This window comes from Flavobacterium croceum DSM 17960, assembly GCF_002917885.1.
Taxonomy (GTDB): Bacteria; Bacteroidota; Bacteroidia; order Flavobacteriales; family Flavobacteriaceae; genus Flavobacterium; species Flavobacterium croceum.
Genome location: NZ_PQNY01000014.1, coordinates 20,498 through 38,584 on the forward strand (window position 1 = coordinate 20,498; position 18,087 = coordinate 38,584).

An 18,087-nucleotide genomic window follows, 5' to 3' on the forward strand; every position below is an offset into this window, starting at 1 on the left:
TTTAGCATAAAATAGAATAATTAATTTAAAATATTACAAATGAAAGTAGGTATAGATGCCATATCCTTTTACATACCACAATTATATTTATCGATAGAGTCTTTGGCAAAAAATAGAAATATAAAACCAGAAAAACTAATTAATGGTTTGGGGCTTCAAGCCATGTCATTACCTGATGTAAATGAAGATGTAGTGTCTTTTGCAGCTAATGCAGTGTATACTTTATTGAAAAATGAAAAACTAAATTCATCTGAAATTTCTAGAATTTATGTAGGGACAGAAAGTGGAGTGGACGCTTCTAAACCTATTGCAAGTTATATAATTAGTTTGTTGGAGCAAAAAATGGAACAATCGTTTTCACATTGTGATGCCTTAGATATTACGTTTGCTTGTATAGGAGCTGTAGATGCTTTGCAAAACACATTAGATTATATAAGATTAAATCCAAACAAAAAGGCAATAGTAGTAGCTACAGATTTTGCAAAATATGAGTTGAACTCAACAGGAGAGTATACTCAAGGAGCAGGGGCTTTGGCAATGCTTGTAACTTCAAGCCCTAGTATTATATCTTTTTCAGAAAATGCAGGAATTTCAACACAAGGAGTATTTGATTTTTTTAAACCGAGACGTTATTTTGATAAAAAAGATTTGATTTTCGAGAGTAACAGTAAAGTTTTAAATAATATATCAGAAGAGCAAGTGTCTATATACAAAGAGCAACCTATTTTTGATGGTCAATATTCCAATAGTTGTTATATTAATCGCACTTTGGAAGCTTATTTACACTATAAAAAGTTAGTAAATAAAAGAGAAACACTTTTTACAGATTGGCAATACATTGTTATGCACTTACCCTATTGTTTTCAAGCTCGAAGAACGTTTATAGAAATTTATATCCATGAAAAAGGCTATAACATAAAATCTTCCGATGACAAAAAATTAATTGCAAAGTCTGAAGAATATTTAAAAATAATTGAAGAAAAAATAGCACCTTCAGAAAAAGCATCAAGCTTGATAGGTAATTTATATACGGGTTCTATTTTTATGGCAATGCTATCAGCATTATGCAATTCTTACAAAGAAAAAATAGATATATCTCAAAATAAAATTGGTTTTATTGCTTATGGTAGCGGATCAAAATCAAAAGTATTTGAAGGTATTATAGAAAATAATTGGCATAATAAAATAGCACAAATCCCATTGTTTGAAACATTATTGGATAGAAAAGAAATTGATTTTTCTACCTATGAAAAATTACATAAAAAACAATTGAAACATTCAATATCAACGAATAGTAATAAATTTGAACTTGACAAAATAGAAAAAGAAAACCCTTTACTAATAGGAGCAAGATACTATAAATTTATAGATTAAACCAACTCTCAATAAATTGATTGGTAGTATTACTAGTACTATTTTTGTTGATAAAATCATTAGTTTGGTAGTTGTATTCATAATCTACAGACCATTCTTTATGATGTTTTGCCAACTCTATAATAGCGTTACAAACTAGTTCTATTTCTTCATTGGTGGTAGTTGGATGTATAGACATTCTTATCCATCCTGGTTTTTTTATTAAATCGCCCTGTGAAATTTGACAGACTAAATTTTTTGAAGTTTCTTGGTCTACATGGAGCAAATAATGCCCATAAGTACCGGCACAACTACAGCCTCCACGTGTTTGGATTCCAAATTTATCATTAAGTAATTTTACACCCAAGTTATAGTGTAAATCATCAATATAAAAAGAAAAAACGCCCAATCTATTTTGCTGTTTTGGTGCTAAAATATTAAGATTGTCTATGATACTTAATTTGTTAAAAACAAATTCAATAAGTTCATGTTCTCTTTTTAAAATATTTTCAACTCCCATTTGTTCTTTCAGTTTAATACTTAAAGCGGTTTTTATCACTTGTAAAAAACCTGGGGTTCCACCATCTTCTCGTTCTTCTATACTATCTATATAATGATGTTCTCCCCAAGGGTTTGTCCATTTTACAGTACCACCACCTGGGCAATCAGGCACAGTGTTATTGTATAAATTTTTATTAAAAATGAGTACACCAGAAGTGCCTGGTCCTCCTAAAAATTTATGAGGCGAGAAAAATATCGCATCTAGATAACTTTCTGCATCATTAATAGGATGCATATCTATAGAAATGTACGGAGCCGAACAAGCAAAATCTACAAAACACAATCCTTTATGTTGGTGCATTATTTTGGCAACCTCATGGTAAGGTGTTTTTATCCCTGTAACATTAGAACAAGATGTTATAGACGCAATTTTTAAAACCCGGTCTTTATATTTTAGGAGTAGTTTTTCCAATTCTGTTAATGAAAAAAGACCTTCATCACAAGCAGGAATTACTTCTACATCTGCAATGGTTTCAATCCATGAAGTTTGATTGGAATGATGCTCCATGTGCGAAACAAAAACAATAGGTTTTAATTCGTGGGGTATGTTGGTGTATTTTTTTAAATTATCTGGAATGCGTAAACCCAAAATTCTTTGAAATTTATTAATAACTCCCGTCATTCCTGAACCATCTGTAATCAATACATCATCGTCATTCGCATTAACATGTTGTTTTATAATGTGTCTTGCTTCGTGGTAGGCTTTGGTCATTGCCATACCAGAAACCGTAGTTTCGGTGTGTGTATTGGCTACAAAAGGGCCAAAATCTTTTGTGAGTTTATCTTCAATAGGTTGATAAAGCCTTCCGCTAGCAGTCCAATCGGTATAAATTATTTTCTTTTCTCCATAAGGAGATTCAAATTTTTGTTCTATACCTACAATATTTTTTCTAAATTTTTCAAAATATTTTTCCAGCACAGTGTACTCTTTTTCAACAATTGACATAGTTTATCTATTTGTTTTCAAAGATAAATGATTTTTAAATTTTAATAAAAAAAAATACAGTTTCCAGAATATTTTCTATTTTTAACCATTAAATTTTATATTATGACAAGACAACTTTTTGTAAACCTACCCGTTAAAGATGTAAAACATTCTAGAGATTTTTTTGACCGTTTAGGTTTTAAGTTTCAAGAGGGTTTTAGCAATGAATTTGCTATTTGCTTAGAAGTAAATGACAACGCATTTATTATGATGCTTGATGAGAAATATTTTTCGAAATTTACTAAAAACCCTGTAAGCGATGCACATAGCCATAGTGAAGTACTCAACGCTATTTCTGTAGAGAGTAGAGAAGCTGTAAATGAAATTGTAGATCGTGCTGTAAGTATTGGTGCAAAAGAAGCTCGAGAAAGCCAAGAGCATGGTTTTATGTATGGTAGAAGTTTTCATGATTTGGATGGTCATGTTTGGGAAATTTATTGGATGGATACAAACTCAAAATCTTAGATTGTGGCAAAACTTTATTCTTATTTAATTTTTAATGGCACTTGCCAACAAGCTTTTGATTTTTACAAATCTGTTTTCAATACAGAGTATTCCGATTTTAGTACATTTGGCGATATGCCCCAAGATGATGCCCCAGATCCGTTATTAGAATCTGATGCTCAAAGAGTAATGCATGTATGCCTTCCTATTAATAAAGATTATAAGTTAATGGGTAGTGATAGCAATTCTAAAAGTGGCGATGTAATTATGGGTAGCAATATTTCGGTTTCTATTGATGCAGATAGTAGGGAAGAGGCAACCAGATTGTTTGAAGGGTTATCAAAAAAAGGGTATATACTAATGCCTTTAACAAATACTTTTTGGGGTGCTTATTTTGGTATGTTTACCGACAAATTTGGCGTTAATTGGATGATAAATTACGATGAGGTAAAATAATTTATCAGTTGTATAAAGTAAAAAACACAACCTAAAAGTTGTGTTTTTTTGTTTTAATCAGCAAGGCGTTTGAGCTTATTTCTATCTTTAATAGCAATTTTCTTACCTATAAGTTCAATATATTCATTTTTATTAAATTCAGATAATAATCTAATACAACTTTCAGTAGCTGTGCCTATCATACCAGCCAATTCTTCTCTAGAAAGTTGAATATGTAAAGTACCATCGGTATTTTTACCAAAAGTATCTTCCAAATAAAGCAATGTTTCTGCTAAACGTTCTTTAACTGTTTTTTGTGCCATAGCAACCATTTGATCATCGGCATCTTTCAAATCGTTACAAATCGTTTTCATCACATTCATAGAAAACTGATTATTTTCGTTAAAAAACTGCATAACTTCTGCTTTAGGTATAAAACAAACTTCCATGTCTTCTAGAGCAATGGCACTTAAATTGGCTGGCTCATCACTTATCATAGAACGTTGTCCTAATAATTCGCCTGCTTTTATAAGTTTTACAATTTGGTCTTTACCGTTTGCACTTAGTTTAGTCATTTTGCAAACACCATCTTTTACACAATAAATACCGTTTGTAACTTCTCCTTCTTCAAAAATGGCTTCTCCTTTTTTTATAGTATAAGAAGTTTTGCATTCTGCCATTTTTACAAGTTCATCTTTTGTAAGCGCTTTTAGAGAACTAAATTGCCTCACTATACATTGTTCGCATTTATTCATTCTAGAAAAATTATTTCTGTAGACAAAGATACTAAATCTATGACAAATATCATATAAATTATTTGAACTACTTATTACCTTTGTTATAGGTAAATGAGCAATAATATGGACACAAATAAATGTTTCCATTGTGGTAATGATGTCGTAAAAAAAGACGAAATTGTTTTTGATGAAAAAAAATTTTGTTGTAATGGTTGCAAAACTGTTTACGAAATATTTAGTCAAAACGATATGGCTTGTTATTATGATTTTCAAGCTGCACCTGGAGCAACTCCCTTAGATATTAAAGGAAAATATGATTTTCTAGATAATGTAGAAATTGTAAATAAATTACTTGAATTTCAAGAGCAAGAAATGAGTATTGTATCACTATATATACCTCATATACACTGTAGTTCTTGTATTTGGATTTTGGAAAATTTACAAAAATTAAGCACAGGTATAATTACTTCTCAGGTTAATTTTGGAGAGAAAAAAGTAAGAATTTCCTACCACCCCGAAAAAACAAATCTTAAAAAAATAGTAGAACTCTTATGCTCTATAGGATACGAGCCCTATATTTCGTTGGAGAACTATGGAAAATCGCAACAAAGTATCGATAGAAGTTTAATATACAAAATTGGCGTTGCTTTCTTTTGTTTTGGAAATATTATGCTTTTATCTTTTCCAGAATATTTTGAAGTAGACGAATTTTGGATTAATAAATACAAAGTATTTCTTCGTTGGCTTGTTTTTGCGTTATCATTACCTTCATTTTTTTATTCGGCTAGTGGCTATTATGTGGCTGCTTGGAAAAGCATAAAAGCAGGTTTGCTTAATATAGAAATACCCATTGCTCTTGGTATTATTGTTATGTTTGTGCGTAGTACTATAGATATAATTTTCGACTACGGACAAGGTTTTTTTGATAGTATGACTGGGTTGGTATTTTTTATGCTTCTTGGCAAACTTTTTCAACAAAAAACCTATAGTTTTTTATCATTTGAAAGAGATTATAAATCATACTTTCCTATTGCTGTAACAAAAATCGACAAAAGCGGAGAAGAAATTCCTGTACAAGTTTATGATATTGAAAAAGGCGATAGATTGCTTATTAGAAATCAAGAGTTGATACCTGTAGATGGTATTTTAATATCTGAAAAAGCATCTCTCGATTATAGTTTTGTAACAGGAGAAGCAGTTCCAATAGAAAAAAAATCAGGAGATAAAGTATATGCAGGCGGTAAACAATTGGGCAAGATTATCGAAATGGAAGTGCTTTTTTCTGTATCGCAAAGTTATCTTACACAACTTTGGAGTAATGATGTTTTTCAAAAAAAGGTAGAGCAAAAACATAAAAATATCACCGATAAAATAAGCCATTACTTTACACCTGCTTTACTAACATTAGCTATAATTTCGTTTATGTATTGGATTTTTATAGATACCAATACAGCATTTAATGTTTTTACAGCAATACTTATAGTTGCTTGCCCTTGTGCTTTGGCTCTTACAGCTCCTTTTACAATGGGAAATGTATTGCGCATTATGGGTAATAGAAAGTTGTATTTAAAAAACGCTACAGTTATAGAACAATTGGCAAAAGTAGATATAATAGTATTTGACAAAACAGGAACAATTACAACCAATAAAAAAACAGCCATTACTTACGAAGGTACAGAGCTTAATACCGATGAAATAAAATTATTAAAAAATGTATTAAGAGGTTCCAATCATCCATTAAGTAGAAGATTATACGATTATTTACCAAATCAAGAAAAAATAGAAACGTCTAGCTTTGAAGAGGTAATTGGCAAAGGAATTTTTGCAACCATTAATAACCAAATATTTAAGATAGGTTCTTCTCAGTATTTACAACACATGAGTGAAAATACACACAAGAAAACCAAAGTGCATATAGAAATAAATGGTGTATATAAAGGAAGTTATGTTTTCAATAATCAATATAGAGAAGGTCTAGAGAAATTGTTTGAAAAACTCTCACAAAAATATAATTTGGTTGTTTTATCGGGAGATAATGATGGAGAACGAAAAATTTTGTCTAAAATGCTTCCAGAGAAAACTGTTTTAGAATTCAATCAAAAACCCGAACAAAAATTAGCTTTTATAAAAAATTTGCAAGACAAAGGTAAAAATGTAATGATGGTAGGAGATGGACTTAACGATGCAGGTGCTTTGGCACAAAGTAATGTAGGTATTGCAATTTCTGAAAATGTAAATGTTTTCTCACCAGCTTGCGATGGAATTATGGATGCTTCACAATTTTCAAAATTTAGCTTTTTCATGAATTTTTCAAAAAATGCGATGAAAACTATATATATGAGCTTTGCAATTTCATTATTATATAATGTTGTTGGGCTTAGTTTTGCTGTTTCGGGTAAATTAGAACCCATTGTAGCAGCAATTATTATGCCTTTAAGCACTATAACTATCGTAAGTTTTGTAACTTTGGCGAGTAACCTATTTGCAAAAGAATCTTAATTGATAAGGTATGATAAATATCATATTTTTTAATAGGGTTCAAGAGTAATTTTGTTAAATAAAATATAAGGTATGAGTGTAATTTATTTATTAATAACTGTTAGTATATTTGTTGCTGTTCTGTTTTTGATAGCATTTATCAGAGCTGTCAAAACAGGTCAGTATGACGACGATTATACACCTTCCGTTAGAATGCTTTTTGACGACGAGGTGCAACCTAGAACCAAAACAATTACAAAAAAAGAAGAACAAAAACCAATTTAATTATGGAAATGCAACAATTTTATTATGACAACAAAATTGTAAGAAACTTTCTATATGCTTCAATAGCCTTTGGAGTTATAGGAATGTTAGTAGGGCTACTAGTAGCCTTTTTATATTTATTTCCGCAGCTAACAGATGGAATATCTTGGCTTAGTTACGGAAGATTGAGACCATTACATACCAATGCAGTTATTTTTGCTTTTGTAGGTAACGGAGTTTTTGCAGGGTCTTATTACTCTATGCAACGTTTGTTAAAAACTAGAATGTATAGTGATTTTCTCAGTAAATTTAATTTTTGGGGATGGCAACTAATCATTTTAGGAGCCGCAATCACTTTACCATTAGGATATACATCTTCAAAAGAGTATGCAGAGCTAGAATGGCCATTTGATATTGCTATTGCTTTAGTATGGGTAGCCTATGGTGTTAATATGATAGGAACTATTATTAAAAGAAGAGAGCGCCATATTTATGTAGCTATTTGGTTCTATATTGCTACATTTGTTGCGATTGCATTACTTCATATTTTTAATAATCTTGAACTTCCAGTAAGTTTTAGTTCTTTAAAAAGTTATTCGGTATATGCAGGTGTACAAGATGCTTTAGTACAATGGTGGTATGGTCACAATGCAGTAGCATTTTTTCTTACAACACCAATATTAGGTTTAATGTACTATTTTGTTCCTAAAGCGGCTAATAGACCTGTATATTCTTACAGATTATCAATCATACACTTTTGGTCGCTAATATTTATTTATATTTGGGCAGGACCTCACCATTTATTATACTCTACATTGCCAGATTGGGCTCAAAATCTTGGTGTGGTATTCTCTGTAATGCTTATTGCTCCATCTTGGGGAGGTATGATTAATGGATTACTTACTCTAAGAGGAGTTTGGGATAAAGTAAGAGAAGATGCCGTATTAAAATTCTTTGTAGTAGCTATTACTGCTTATGGTATGTCTACCTTTGAAGGACCAATGCTATCATTAAAAAATGTAAACGCAATAGCACACTTTACAGACTGGATTGTAGCTCACGTACACGTTGGTACTTTAGGATGGAATGGTTTTATCATGTTTGGTATGATTTACTATTTAATACCTCGTATGGCAAAAACTACTTTATATTCTGACAAATTAGCAAATTTCCATTTCTGGATAGGAACTTTAGGTATAATCTTGTATGTATTACCAATGTATGTTGCTGGTTTTACACAAGCCTCTATGTGGAAACAGTTTAACCCAGATGGTTCATTAGTCTATGGTAACTTCTTAGAAACTGTAACACAGTTAATACCAATGTATTGGATAAGAGCAACAGGAGGAACTTTATATTTTGTAGGTATTATAGTACTCGTTTATAATATTATTCAAACTATTAGACAAGGCTCTTCTATAGAAGATGAGTTGGCAGAAGCTCCTGCTCTTTCAAGAATTAGTCCTCACCAATTAAAAGGAGAGACTTGGCATTCTTGGTTAGAAAGAAAACCAGTTCAATTTACATTACTTACAACAGTAGCTGTTGCTATAGGAGGAATTATACAAATAGTTCCAATGCTTATTGTTAAATCAAATATTCCAACAATTGCATCAGTTAAACCATATACTCCATTAGAAATACAGGGTCGTGACATATATATAAGAGAAGGCTGTAATAATTGTCACTCTCAAATGATACGACCATTCCGTTCAGAAACTGCTAGATATGGAGATTATTCAAAATCAGGAGAATATGTATACGACCATCCATTCTTATGGGGCTCAAAACGTACAGGTCCAGATTTGCATAGACTTGGTGGTAAATACAACGATAATTGGCATTTTAACCATATGTGGGATCCAAGAAGTACATCGTCAAACTCTATTATGCCTCCATACAAATGGCTATATGATAACAAAGCGATAGATAATTCTTTAATAGAGGATAAGATGAAAACATTGGTAAAAATAGGAGTTCCATACACAGACCAAGACATTTCAAATGCAAGAAAAAGTATTGAAGATCAATCCTCAAAAATTGAAGCTAATTTACATCAAGATCCAGATTTTGTGAAGTCTTATGAAGATAGCAAGAAAAATGCAGCGGCTAGAGGTGAAAAATTCGTTCCGATGAAAGATCGTGAGATTGTTGCTCTAATTGCTTACTTGCAAAGATTAGGTACAGATACAAAACCTAAAAAATAATTAAAATGTTAAAATTTGTAAAACACAACTTAGAAACAATTGATGGAGTTGCTATCTATCCTATAATCTCTTTAACTATATTTTTCGTGGTATTTGTAGCATTTTTTATCTGGGCTTACACATACAAGAAAGATACTTTAAAAGAGTTGAGCGAATTACCATTTAATGACTAAATATAAATTTATTTTCAAATGAAAAAATTAATCCCATCATATGTAAGAATTCCACTGATATTTGCAATAGTTTTTGCAGCTTTGGAATATTTTATAGACTCAGGAGATAAGCCGGCATTTATAAAATACCCTATGGTATCTATCTTCTTAGCAGTTTTTCTGTTCTTGCTTATTGCCATAGAAATTGTTTTAAACGCAATAGACAAAGTAACCTATCATTTATTAACAGAAGAGCAAAAACAACAATTAAATGAAGCACAATCGTTACCATTTACCGAAAGTGCCTTCTACAAAGGAGTAGTAAGTAAACTTACTCGTTCTAAAGGTATAGAACAAGAATCTGATGTAATGCTAGATCATGATTACGACGGTATCAAAGAGCTAGATAATGTACTGCCACCATGGTGGGTATATTTATTCTATGCTACTGTTTTGTTCGCAGGAATTTATTTAGTTCGTTTCCATATGCTTGGAGCAGATAATCAAGCTTTAGAATACACTAAATCTGTAGAAGAAGCAAAATTAGCAGTTGCAGAATACCAAAAAAGTGCACCAGATTTAATGACAAAAGACAAAGTTACACTTCTTACAGACAAAGAAAGTTTAGCACAAGGTAAAGCAATTTTCCAAAATACATGTGTAGCTTGTCATAGAGCAGACGCAGGTGGACAAATTGGTCCAAACCTTACAGATGATATGTGGATAAATGGCGGAGGTATTAAAAATGTATTTAATACAATTATGGAAGGAGGTAGAGATGGCAAAGGTATGCAAGCTTGGAAATCTACTATAAAACCTACTGATATCCAAAAAATTGCTAGTTACGTACTATCATTACAAGGATCAAATCCTAAAGATCCAAAACCAACAGAGCCAGAAGCTAAAAAATGGGTAGAAGAAGGAGCACCTGCTGCTACCCCTGCAGATGCAAAAGCTACTGATTCAACAAAAGTAGCCGATGCTACTCCAGTTAAAAAATAAGAAAAAGAAAACTAAAATCCTGCATAAAAGCTTATGCAGGATTTTTACCCTAAAAAAGAAATTTGCTATGAAATCGCTATTAAAAACAACTTTGCTTTTGCAAATAGTAATGTAGATAATGCGATACATATTTTGCTAATACAATAATTATCTACTATGAAAGAAGAAACCCCAAATGATGCCTTTAGAGATAGTATAAGCACTATTAATCAAGAAGGTAAAAGAGCATGGATATTTCCCAAAAAACCAAAAGGGAGATATTATGACAAACGAAAAATAGTAAGTTATTTGCTACTACTATTTTTATTTGCGGCGCCATTTGTAAAAATAAATGGTAATCAATTTTTAATGTTTAATGTATTAGAAAGAAGATTCAATATATTTGGATTTCCTTTTTTTCCTCAAGATTTTCACATTTTTGTAATCATTATGATTATAGGTGTAGTAAGTCTTGCCTTATTTACTGTTGCGTTTGGTAGAATTTTTTGCGGTTGGATTTGCCCGCAAACCATTTTTATGGAAATGGTTTTCAGACGAATAGAATACCTTATAGAAGGCGACAGAAATGCACAAATAAAATTAAGTAAGCAAGAATGGAATGCAGAAAAAATTAGAAAAAAAACACTTAAAGTACTTGTATTCTTTATCATATCTTTTCTTATTGCTAATGTCTTTTTAGCCTATTTAATAGGTAGTGATACATTATTATTATATATAGAAAACGGCCCAGCAGCACATTCTAGTACACTTATTGCTTTATTAATATTTACTGCTGTTTTTTACTTTGTATTTGCTTGGTTTAGAGAACAAGTGTGTATTATAGCTTGTCCGTATGGTAGAATGCAAGGAGTTCTTTTAGACAACAAAACTATTAATGTAGCCTACGATTACGTTCGTGGAGAGGGTGAAGCAGGAAGAGGAAAAATAATAAAAACTGAAGACAGAAAAGCATCGGGTAAAGGCGATTGTATAGATTGTAAACTTTGCGTACAAGTTTGTCCTACAGGTATAGATATTAGAAATGGAACACAATTAGAATGTGTAAATTGTACAGCCTGTATTGATGAGTGCGATACTATTATGGATAGTGTTGGCTTGCCAAAAGGACTAATACGATATGCTAGTGAAGATGAAATTGCTAAAAAACAAAAATTTGTTTTCTCAAACCGAATGAAAGGTTATGCAGCAGTTTTAGTAATACTTACAGGGGTATTTATTGGCATGTTATTTTTAAGAACAGAGGTAGAAGCTACCATATTAAAAATGCCAGGACAATTATTTCAACATGAAGGCGATAAGATATCGAATATATATACCTACAAAATTATCAACAAAACCAATCAAGATTTGAATGATGTACATTTTAAATTGGTTTCACCAAAGGGAGAATTAAAAGTAGTAGGTAATCAACATTTTAAAATAGCAAAACAACAACTAGGTAAAGGTATCTTTTTCTTGAAAATACATCCTGCGTTTTTAAACGGAGATAAAACCAATGTAAAAGTTGAGGTGTATAACGGGAAGCATTTAATAGATACCGAAACAGCTACTTTTTTAGGACCTAGAAGTTTTAACTAATAAAATACCAATAACTCTAAATATAACAACAAATGAAAATTAACTGGGGAAAAGGAATTGTAATTGCTTTTGCACTTTTTATGGCTTTTATTTTATTTTTTGTATTTCTTGTTCAGTCAGATTCAAAATATGATAACGAACTTGTAACAGAAGATTATTATAAAAAAGAAGGTACAGTTCAATCGGATATTGACAAAGAAGAAAGAGCAAACAAGCTCATAAACAAGTTAGAAATAAAAACAACAACAGAAGGAATAGATGTAGTTTTTCCAGCCGATATAGATTATAAAACTATAAAAGGAAAAGTGTCCCTCTATAGACCGTCCAATCAAAAATTAGATTTTGAAATTCCTATTTCTCTTTCTAGTCCACATTTGCTCATACCTAAAAGTAATTTGGTTGGCGGTCGTTGGGACATTAATATCGCTTGGAGTAGCAACGGAAAAGAGTATTTATCTAAAAAATCAATTTATTTTTAATACAACACCCAATGTTATTTACTGCTTTACTTTTCGGATTGGTAAGTAGCCTGCATTGTATAGGTATGTGCGGACCTATTGCTATGATGTTGCCTGTAAGCAGAACAAATCCTGCGTTAAAAACACTTCAGTTATTGATGTATCATGCGGGTAGATTGAGCTCTTATGGTTTTTTAGGATTGATTTTTGGAATGATTGGAAAAGGATTGTTTATAGCTGGATTTCAGCAAAAACTTTCTATAATTATGGGGATACTCATGATTACTATTACGCTTATTCCCGAAAGAATATTTATGCAGTACAATTTTTCAAAACCTATTTATAAAATTATAAGCTCAGTAAAATCGTCATTGGGTAAACAACTCAAAAAAAAGTCGCCAATTTCACTGTATGCAATAGGAGTTTTAAATGGCTTTTTACCTTGCGGATTGGTATATGCTGCTTTATTTGGAGCGATAGCAATACAAAGTCCTTTTAAAAGTACTGTATACATGATTGTATATGGTTTGGGTACTATACCGATGATGAGTTTGATAGTTTATGTTTCTCATTTTTTATCAAACCCAATAAGAAATAAATTGCAAAAATTAATACCAGTAGTTTCGGTTGTAATAGGTATGTTGTTTGTGATGAGAGGTTTAGGGCTCGATTTGCCTTATGTTTCTCCCAGCACTATGAATTTATTTGTAAAACCAGATGCTACTTGTCATTAAATACTAAATATACTAACTAAATTTTTTTATTATGGAAAGACACGATTTGCCACACGATTTCCCTGAATTTGCAGAGAAAATCCAAACATTAAAAGAAGCAGACCCACATTTTAATGAATTGTTTGAAGAATATAGCAAAGTAGAAAGTGAAGTGTACCGAATCAATACAGGAGAGGAAAACCATATTGATGAATATGTTCATGAACTAAAAGCTAAATTGTTGCATTTAAAAGACGAAATTTATTCAATACTTAGAAAGTAACATTCAAATAAAAAGCACGCCCAAAGCGTGCTTTTTTATGCTATACTGTCATTGAAAACAAACGTGTTTCGGGCATTTTTCTTTTAAGTCTTAAATCAAAAGCCATACAAATATTGCGTACAAAAGGTTTCCCTTTTTCTGTAACTGTAATCTCATTATTATGTAAGGTTAATAACCCATCTTCTTCCATTTCTTTTAAAGAATCAATTATTTCAGGTAACTCAGGTAAATACAAATTACTATCGTTCCAAGATGTGTAAAAATGACACATTAAATTCAATATATGTTTTCTAATGATTAAATCTTCATCATCTAATACATGTCCTTTACATACAGGTAACTCATTCTGTGCCAAACTATCGTAATACTCCTCTACAGATTTTATATTTTGTGCAAAGCTATACCAACTATCGCTTATAGATGAAACTCCTAACCCAATCATTACTTGGGTTTTTCCAGAGGTGTAGCCCATAAAGTTTCTATGTAATTTTTTTTCTTGATAGGCTTGGTACATGCTATCTGTTTCTAAAGCAAAATGATCCATTCCTATTTCATAATATCCATTTTGAGCTAATCGTTTTTTACCTTCTTCATACAGTTTTCTTTTTTCATCATCTCGAGGTAAATCTTCATCATTAAAACCCCTTTGTCCATTTCCTTTTATCCAAGGCACATGTGCATAGCTGTAATAAGCAAGCCTATCGGGTTGTAACGATTTTGTTTTGTCAATAGTATCTATGGCATCATTAAGGCTTTGAAAAGGTAAACCAAAAACCAAGTCATGACTTATAGATTTGTAGCCAATTTCTTTTGCCCAAAGTGTTACTTTTGCCACATTATGAAAAGGTTGTATTCTATGTATAGCTGCTTGTACTTTTTCTGAATAATCTTGTACGCCAAAACTTACTCTTCTAAAACCAACATTATATAGGGTTTCTAAATGTTTTTTTGTTGTATTGTTTGGGTGTCCTTCAAAACTAAACTCATGGTTTTTTGCTATTTCAGCATGTTTTGTTATGCCTAGAATTAAATGTTCTAAGTTTTCTGCTGAAAAAAAAGTAGGTGTACCACCACCCAAATGAATCTCTTTAATTATAGGTTTTTCGGGCAATATTGCACAATACAATTCCCATTCTTTTAATAAAGCTTCTATGTATGGATGCTCTACATCGTGCCTTTTTGTTATGCGTTTATGACATCCGCAAAAAGTACAAAGACTTTCGCAAAAAGGTAAATGAATGTAAATACTAATGCCTTCAGATTGATTAGATTCTTTAAATGACTTTAGTAGGGTATCAATCCATAAGTTTTTAGAAAAGCCAGTTTCTTCCCAATATGGAACAGTGGGGTAGCTGGTATATCTAGGTCCTGGAACATTATATTTCTGAATTATTGATACAGACATAACACATGTAATTTAAAGTATGCTAAAATAGCTTCAAATAGGCAATTCTAAAATGACAATTGTCATAAAAAAAGCTTACCTGTTTTTGGGTAAGCTTTTCAAAATTTATTTTGAGATAAGTTCATTAACTTGTTTTAATTTTGCTTTCCAAGTTTGAAGTTCATCTTTGTGTCTTTCGATACTTTTTTTCACTTCTTTTACCATTGGATTATCTGCTTTTGCATTGGCAAAAAACTGAATATTGTTTTCCAACTGAAATATTTCAGATTGCACTTCATCAATTTTTCTTAAAATAAAGATTTTTTCATTCTCTATTTTTCGCGAATCATTAGTAGCCAAACTATCTAGTTTATTGGCAAAACGCATCATTTCGCCTTCTTTTTTACTAGAACTTAATTTTTCAAATAATTGGTCTAATACTTTATTAAACTTACCTTCAATATGTCGGCGGTTAAAAGGCACTTTACCGAAAGTTTTCCAAGTTTCGATATGAGCTTTTATTGTATCCAAATCTTCTTTGTGATTACCTACAAGCTCTAAACTACGCACTTTTTCTAAGAAATCTTTTTTCTTTTCAAAAGCTTCAACTTCTTCGGCAATTTCTTCTTTTCTGCTATCTTTTAATCGATCAAAATAGTGGTTACAAGCACCTTTAAATTCTTTCCACAACTTATCAGATAGTTTTCTTGGAACATGACCTATATTTTTCCATTCATCTTGTATTTGTTTCATTACAGGTGTTGTGGCGGCAAAGTCTTCACTATCTTTTAATCCGTTTGCTTTGTCAATAAGAGCCTGTTTTTTGAGCAAATTATCTGTTTGGTCTTTTTTAATTTCTTTGTAAAACGAATTTTTAACAACATTAAATTTTCGAACGCTGTCTTTAAATTCAGACCATGTTTTTTCGTTTACCTCTGTTGGAACTTTTCCAGTAGCAAAAAACTCATTTCTTAAAGCCTCTATTTTTTCAATTTGTTGTTGCCAACCTGTATGACTTTCAATTTGTTCTTGTGAAAGTTTATCAATTTCAGCTATAATAGCTTGTTTTTTAGCTAAATTTTCTTTTTCTCTTTCTTTAAAACTTTCAAAAAACTGCTCGCGTTTATCGTGCATTTGTTTGGTAATTTCGCTAAATTTTTGCCAAACTTGCTCACGATGTTCTCTAGATACAGGTCCAATTTCTTCTTTCCAAATACGGTGTAGATTTTGAAGTTCTCTAAAAGAGTTGCTTATGTCTGTAGTGTTCAACAATTCTTCGGCACGAGCAATTATTCTTTGCTTGTGTTCCAAATTGTTTTTAAATTCTTGATCTCTAGCTTCTCTATCTAAGTCTAGAAAATCGTAGAAATTTTCCAAATGAAAATGATAGTTATTCCATACCAAGTTGTATTTATCTTTTGGAATTGGACCACTATTTCTCCATCGCTCTCTAATTTCGGCCAATTGTTTTAGAGCAGAAGGTATATTACTTTTTGGATTGCTTACCAATTCTTTAAGTTCTTCTACTATAGCCATTCTGTTTTCTAAATTAGCTTTTAGAGAATCTTGAAGATTTTTAAAGTGGGTATTTTTTTTGTTTTTATATTGATTATATAAAACGTCAAATTTTACTTTTAAAGGAGATTGATAACTAAATTCGACTGTTGGATCTTGATTTTCGGCATTAAATTCTTCTCTTTTTTCATCTAAAAGATGGAAATATTTTGAGAGAAATGCTTTTTTAATATCTTCAACATGATCGCGAACAGACATTACTTTGTCTGTATCTGTTATAGTTTCCAATTCTGATACCAAATCTTCCATAGAAAGTGCTTCATAATCTTTGGTAGGAATTTCGTGTCTACCAACAATAGTTTCATCTTCACTCTCTTCTGCATTAGCATTATTAATAGCATTTGTAGCTATTATAGTTGCATCTTCTAGTACCAAAGTGTCATCAGCAACTTGCTCATCTGTAAGTTCTACTGTGCTTTCAGGCGCTGGCATATCTTCTACAACTGCTTCTTCACTATTTTCTGTTGCTTGAATTGGTGCTTCAAAATTGTTTTCTACAACTTCATTTTTAGTTTGTCCATCTGTACCATTATTTTCTGGCAACAGGTTATCAATCTTTTCTTCTGACATTGTTTAATGTGTAAAGGGTTATACAATATTTAAGGGCGAAAGATACTAAAGTAAGGTTAATTTTCAAAGTGTTTTTTTTGTTTAGTAAAATTCTTACATAAAAAAATTATTACCTTTGATTTACAAACTTTTAAATAGAATAGTATGGCAGCAAAATCTGGAAATTATCATGACATTTATTTAGTAAGAGACGGAAAATACATCACATTAAAGTCTGATGTAGTTGCTTTTTGTGAAAAGTATATTAAGCCCGTGCACCCAAGAAATTGGGATTGGTCTAAGAGAGATTTTGAAAATCCAAAGAATGATCCAACTATTGAAGAAGCACGAGTAATTAGAGATTTGGTTTACAAAGATTTAAAGAAAAATGTAGCAACACAGATAGATTTATCTACTGTTGTAAATGCCAATGCTATACTTGCTTTTTTAAATCCGAAAGGTAAAAATGAAGAATTTAATATGCAACAATTTGCCTACGCACTAAAGGTAGAATTGGAGCATGGTAAACTTAAAGATACCAATGTAACCAACAATCATCCATTTTTAACAGCGATGATTGTTTTAGCTCACATGAGTGAAACGGTTACATATTATGAAAGATTGAAAGTTATGGAAACCGAAGGCGAAATTTTTGAAATAACTAGAAAAATCCAAAAAACTAGAGGTAAAGCAAAAGAAGAACTTTATAAACAATTGGCAGATGCTGAATTATCTTTGGTAGATGCTCGTAAAGAACTTGCTCATAGATTGGATATCATGGACGAAATTCCTGTACTAGAAGAAGTAGGAGATTAACTTAAAATTGATGAAAAACTGCTCTGTAAAGAGCAGTTTTTTTATTGGTCTCAAATATAGTTTAAAACTATGCACTTTGAGTGCATCTCGCTTTAGCTTCTAAAAAGTTTTGC

17 protein-coding genes are annotated in these 18,087 nt (G+C 31.3%); 13 read left to right on the top strand and 4 right to left on the bottom strand.

What is annotated here, in order from left to right:
• Positions 1 to 39: 39 nt before the first annotated feature.
• Positions 40 to 1,374: a hydroxymethylglutaryl-CoA synthase family protein gene (locus Q361_RS10600; protein ID WP_103726707.1), complete on the top strand. Its 1,335-nt coding sequence runs from the start codon at positions 40 to 42 to the stop codon at positions 1,372 to 1,374.
• Here Q361_RS10600 and Q361_RS10605 read toward each other — a convergent pair.
• On the bottom strand, positions 1,364 to 2,860 hold the full coding sequence (locus tag Q361_RS10605; RefSeq protein ID WP_103726708.1) for an aminotransferase class V-fold PLP-dependent enzyme: 1,497 nt from the start codon (positions 2,858 to 2,860) through the stop codon (positions 1,364 to 1,366). The two genes, Q361_RS10600 and Q361_RS10605, sit on opposite strands and share 11 nt — an antisense overlap.
• Before the next feature lie 102 nt (positions 2,861 to 2,962).
• Here Q361_RS10605 and Q361_RS10610 point away from each other — a divergent pair, with 102 nt between their 5' ends.
• Together Q361_RS10610 and Q361_RS10615 are read left to right on the top strand one after the other, a co-directional pair.
• The gene (locus Q361_RS10610) at positions 2,963 to 3,364 is read left to right on the top strand and encodes a VOC family protein (protein ID WP_103726709.1); all 402 of its coding nucleotides are present in this window, start codon (positions 2,963 to 2,965) and stop codon (positions 3,362 to 3,364) included.
• 3 nt (positions 3,365 to 3,367) lie between these two features.
• Positions 3,368 to 3,799: a VOC family protein gene (locus Q361_RS10615; RefSeq protein WP_103726710.1), complete on the top strand. Its 432-nt coding sequence runs from the start codon at positions 3,368 to 3,370 to the stop codon at positions 3,797 to 3,799.
• A gap of 53 nt (positions 3,800 to 3,852) precedes the next feature.
• Here the strand turns inward: Q361_RS10615 and Q361_RS10620 are convergent, their stop codons facing one another.
• Positions 3,853 to 4,533 carry a Crp/Fnr family transcriptional regulator gene (locus Q361_RS10620; RefSeq protein ID WP_103726711.1) on the bottom strand — a complete coding sequence of 227 codons (681 nt, stop codon included), beginning with the start codon at positions 4,531 to 4,533 and terminating at the stop codon, positions 3,853 to 3,855.
• Positions 4,534 to 4,638: 105 nt separating this feature from the next.
• Here Q361_RS10620 and Q361_RS10625 point away from each other — a divergent pair, with 105 nt between their 5' ends.
• From Q361_RS10625 to Q361_RS10665, 9 genes are all read left to right on the top strand, one after another.
• Positions 4,639 to 7,014 (top strand): heavy metal translocating P-type ATPase metal-binding domain-containing protein, encoded by a 2,376-nt coding sequence (locus Q361_RS10625; RefSeq protein ID WP_103726755.1) that lies wholly within the window; start codon positions 4,639 to 4,641, stop codon positions 7,012 to 7,014.
• Between the two features lie 72 nt (positions 7,015 to 7,086).
• On the top strand, positions 7,087 to 7,278 hold the full coding sequence (gene ccoS, locus Q361_RS10630; RefSeq protein WP_103726712.1) for a cbb3-type cytochrome oxidase assembly protein CcoS: 192 nt from the start codon (positions 7,087 to 7,089) through the stop codon (positions 7,276 to 7,278).
• A gap of 2 nt (positions 7,279 to 7,280) precedes the next feature.
• A complete protein-coding gene (ccoN, locus tag Q361_RS10635; protein WP_103726713.1) occupies positions 7,281 to 9,464 on the top strand; it encodes a cytochrome-c oxidase, cbb3-type subunit I in 2,184 nt (727 codons plus the stop codon).
• Between the two features lie 5 nt (positions 9,465 to 9,469).
• Entirely contained in the window at positions 9,470 to 9,637 is a 168-nt protein-coding gene (locus tag Q361_RS13935; RefSeq protein WP_103726714.1) for a CcoQ/FixQ family Cbb3-type cytochrome c oxidase assembly chaperone, read from the top strand.
• Between the two features lie 18 nt (positions 9,638 to 9,655).
• Complete coding sequence (locus Q361_RS10645) at positions 9,656 to 10,618, top strand: cbb3-type cytochrome c oxidase N-terminal domain-containing protein (RefSeq protein ID WP_103726715.1); 963 nt, start codon at positions 9,656 to 9,658, stop codon at positions 10,616 to 10,618.
• 156 nt (positions 10,619 to 10,774) lie between these two features.
• A complete protein-coding gene (gene ccoG / locus Q361_RS10650) occupies positions 10,775 to 12,196 on the top strand; it encodes a cytochrome c oxidase accessory protein CcoG (protein ID WP_103726716.1) in 1,422 nt (473 codons plus the stop codon).
• A gap of 32 nt (positions 12,197 to 12,228) precedes the next feature.
• Positions 12,229 to 12,675, top strand: coding sequence for a FixH family protein (locus tag Q361_RS10655; protein WP_103726717.1), 447 nt, complete (start codon positions 12,229 to 12,231; stop codon positions 12,673 to 12,675).
• An 11-nt stretch (positions 12,676 to 12,686) separates the two neighbouring features.
• Positions 12,687 to 13,388, top strand: coding sequence for a sulfite exporter TauE/SafE family protein (locus Q361_RS10660; RefSeq protein ID WP_103726718.1), 702 nt, complete (start codon positions 12,687 to 12,689; stop codon positions 13,386 to 13,388).
• Between the two features lie 31 nt (positions 13,389 to 13,419).
• Positions 13,420 to 13,650: a YdcH family protein gene (locus Q361_RS10665; protein ID WP_103726719.1), complete on the top strand. Its 231-nt coding sequence runs from the start codon at positions 13,420 to 13,422 to the stop codon at positions 13,648 to 13,650.
• Between the two features lie 40 nt (positions 13,651 to 13,690).
• Here Q361_RS10665 and hemN read toward each other — a convergent pair whose 3' ends face one another.
• Both hemN and Q361_RS10675 read right to left on the bottom strand, forming a co-directional pair.
• Positions 13,691 to 15,055 (bottom strand): oxygen-independent coproporphyrinogen III oxidase, encoded by a 1,365-nt coding sequence (gene hemN, locus Q361_RS10670; protein ID WP_103726720.1) that lies wholly within the window; start codon positions 15,053 to 15,055, stop codon positions 13,691 to 13,693.
• Between the two features lie 105 nt (positions 15,056 to 15,160).
• The gene (locus Q361_RS10675) at positions 15,161 to 17,179 is read right to left on the bottom strand and encodes a DUF349 domain-containing protein (protein WP_103726721.1); all 2,019 of its coding nucleotides are present in this window, start codon (positions 17,177 to 17,179) and stop codon (positions 15,161 to 15,163) included.
• Between the two features lie 144 nt (positions 17,180 to 17,323).
• Here Q361_RS10675 and Q361_RS10680 point away from each other — a divergent pair, with 144 nt between their 5' ends.
• Complete coding sequence (locus tag Q361_RS10680) at positions 17,324 to 17,974, top strand: DUF5661 family protein (protein ID WP_103726722.1); 651 nt, start codon at positions 17,324 to 17,326, stop codon at positions 17,972 to 17,974.
• The last annotated feature ends 113 nt before the right edge of the window (positions 17,975 to 18,087 follow it).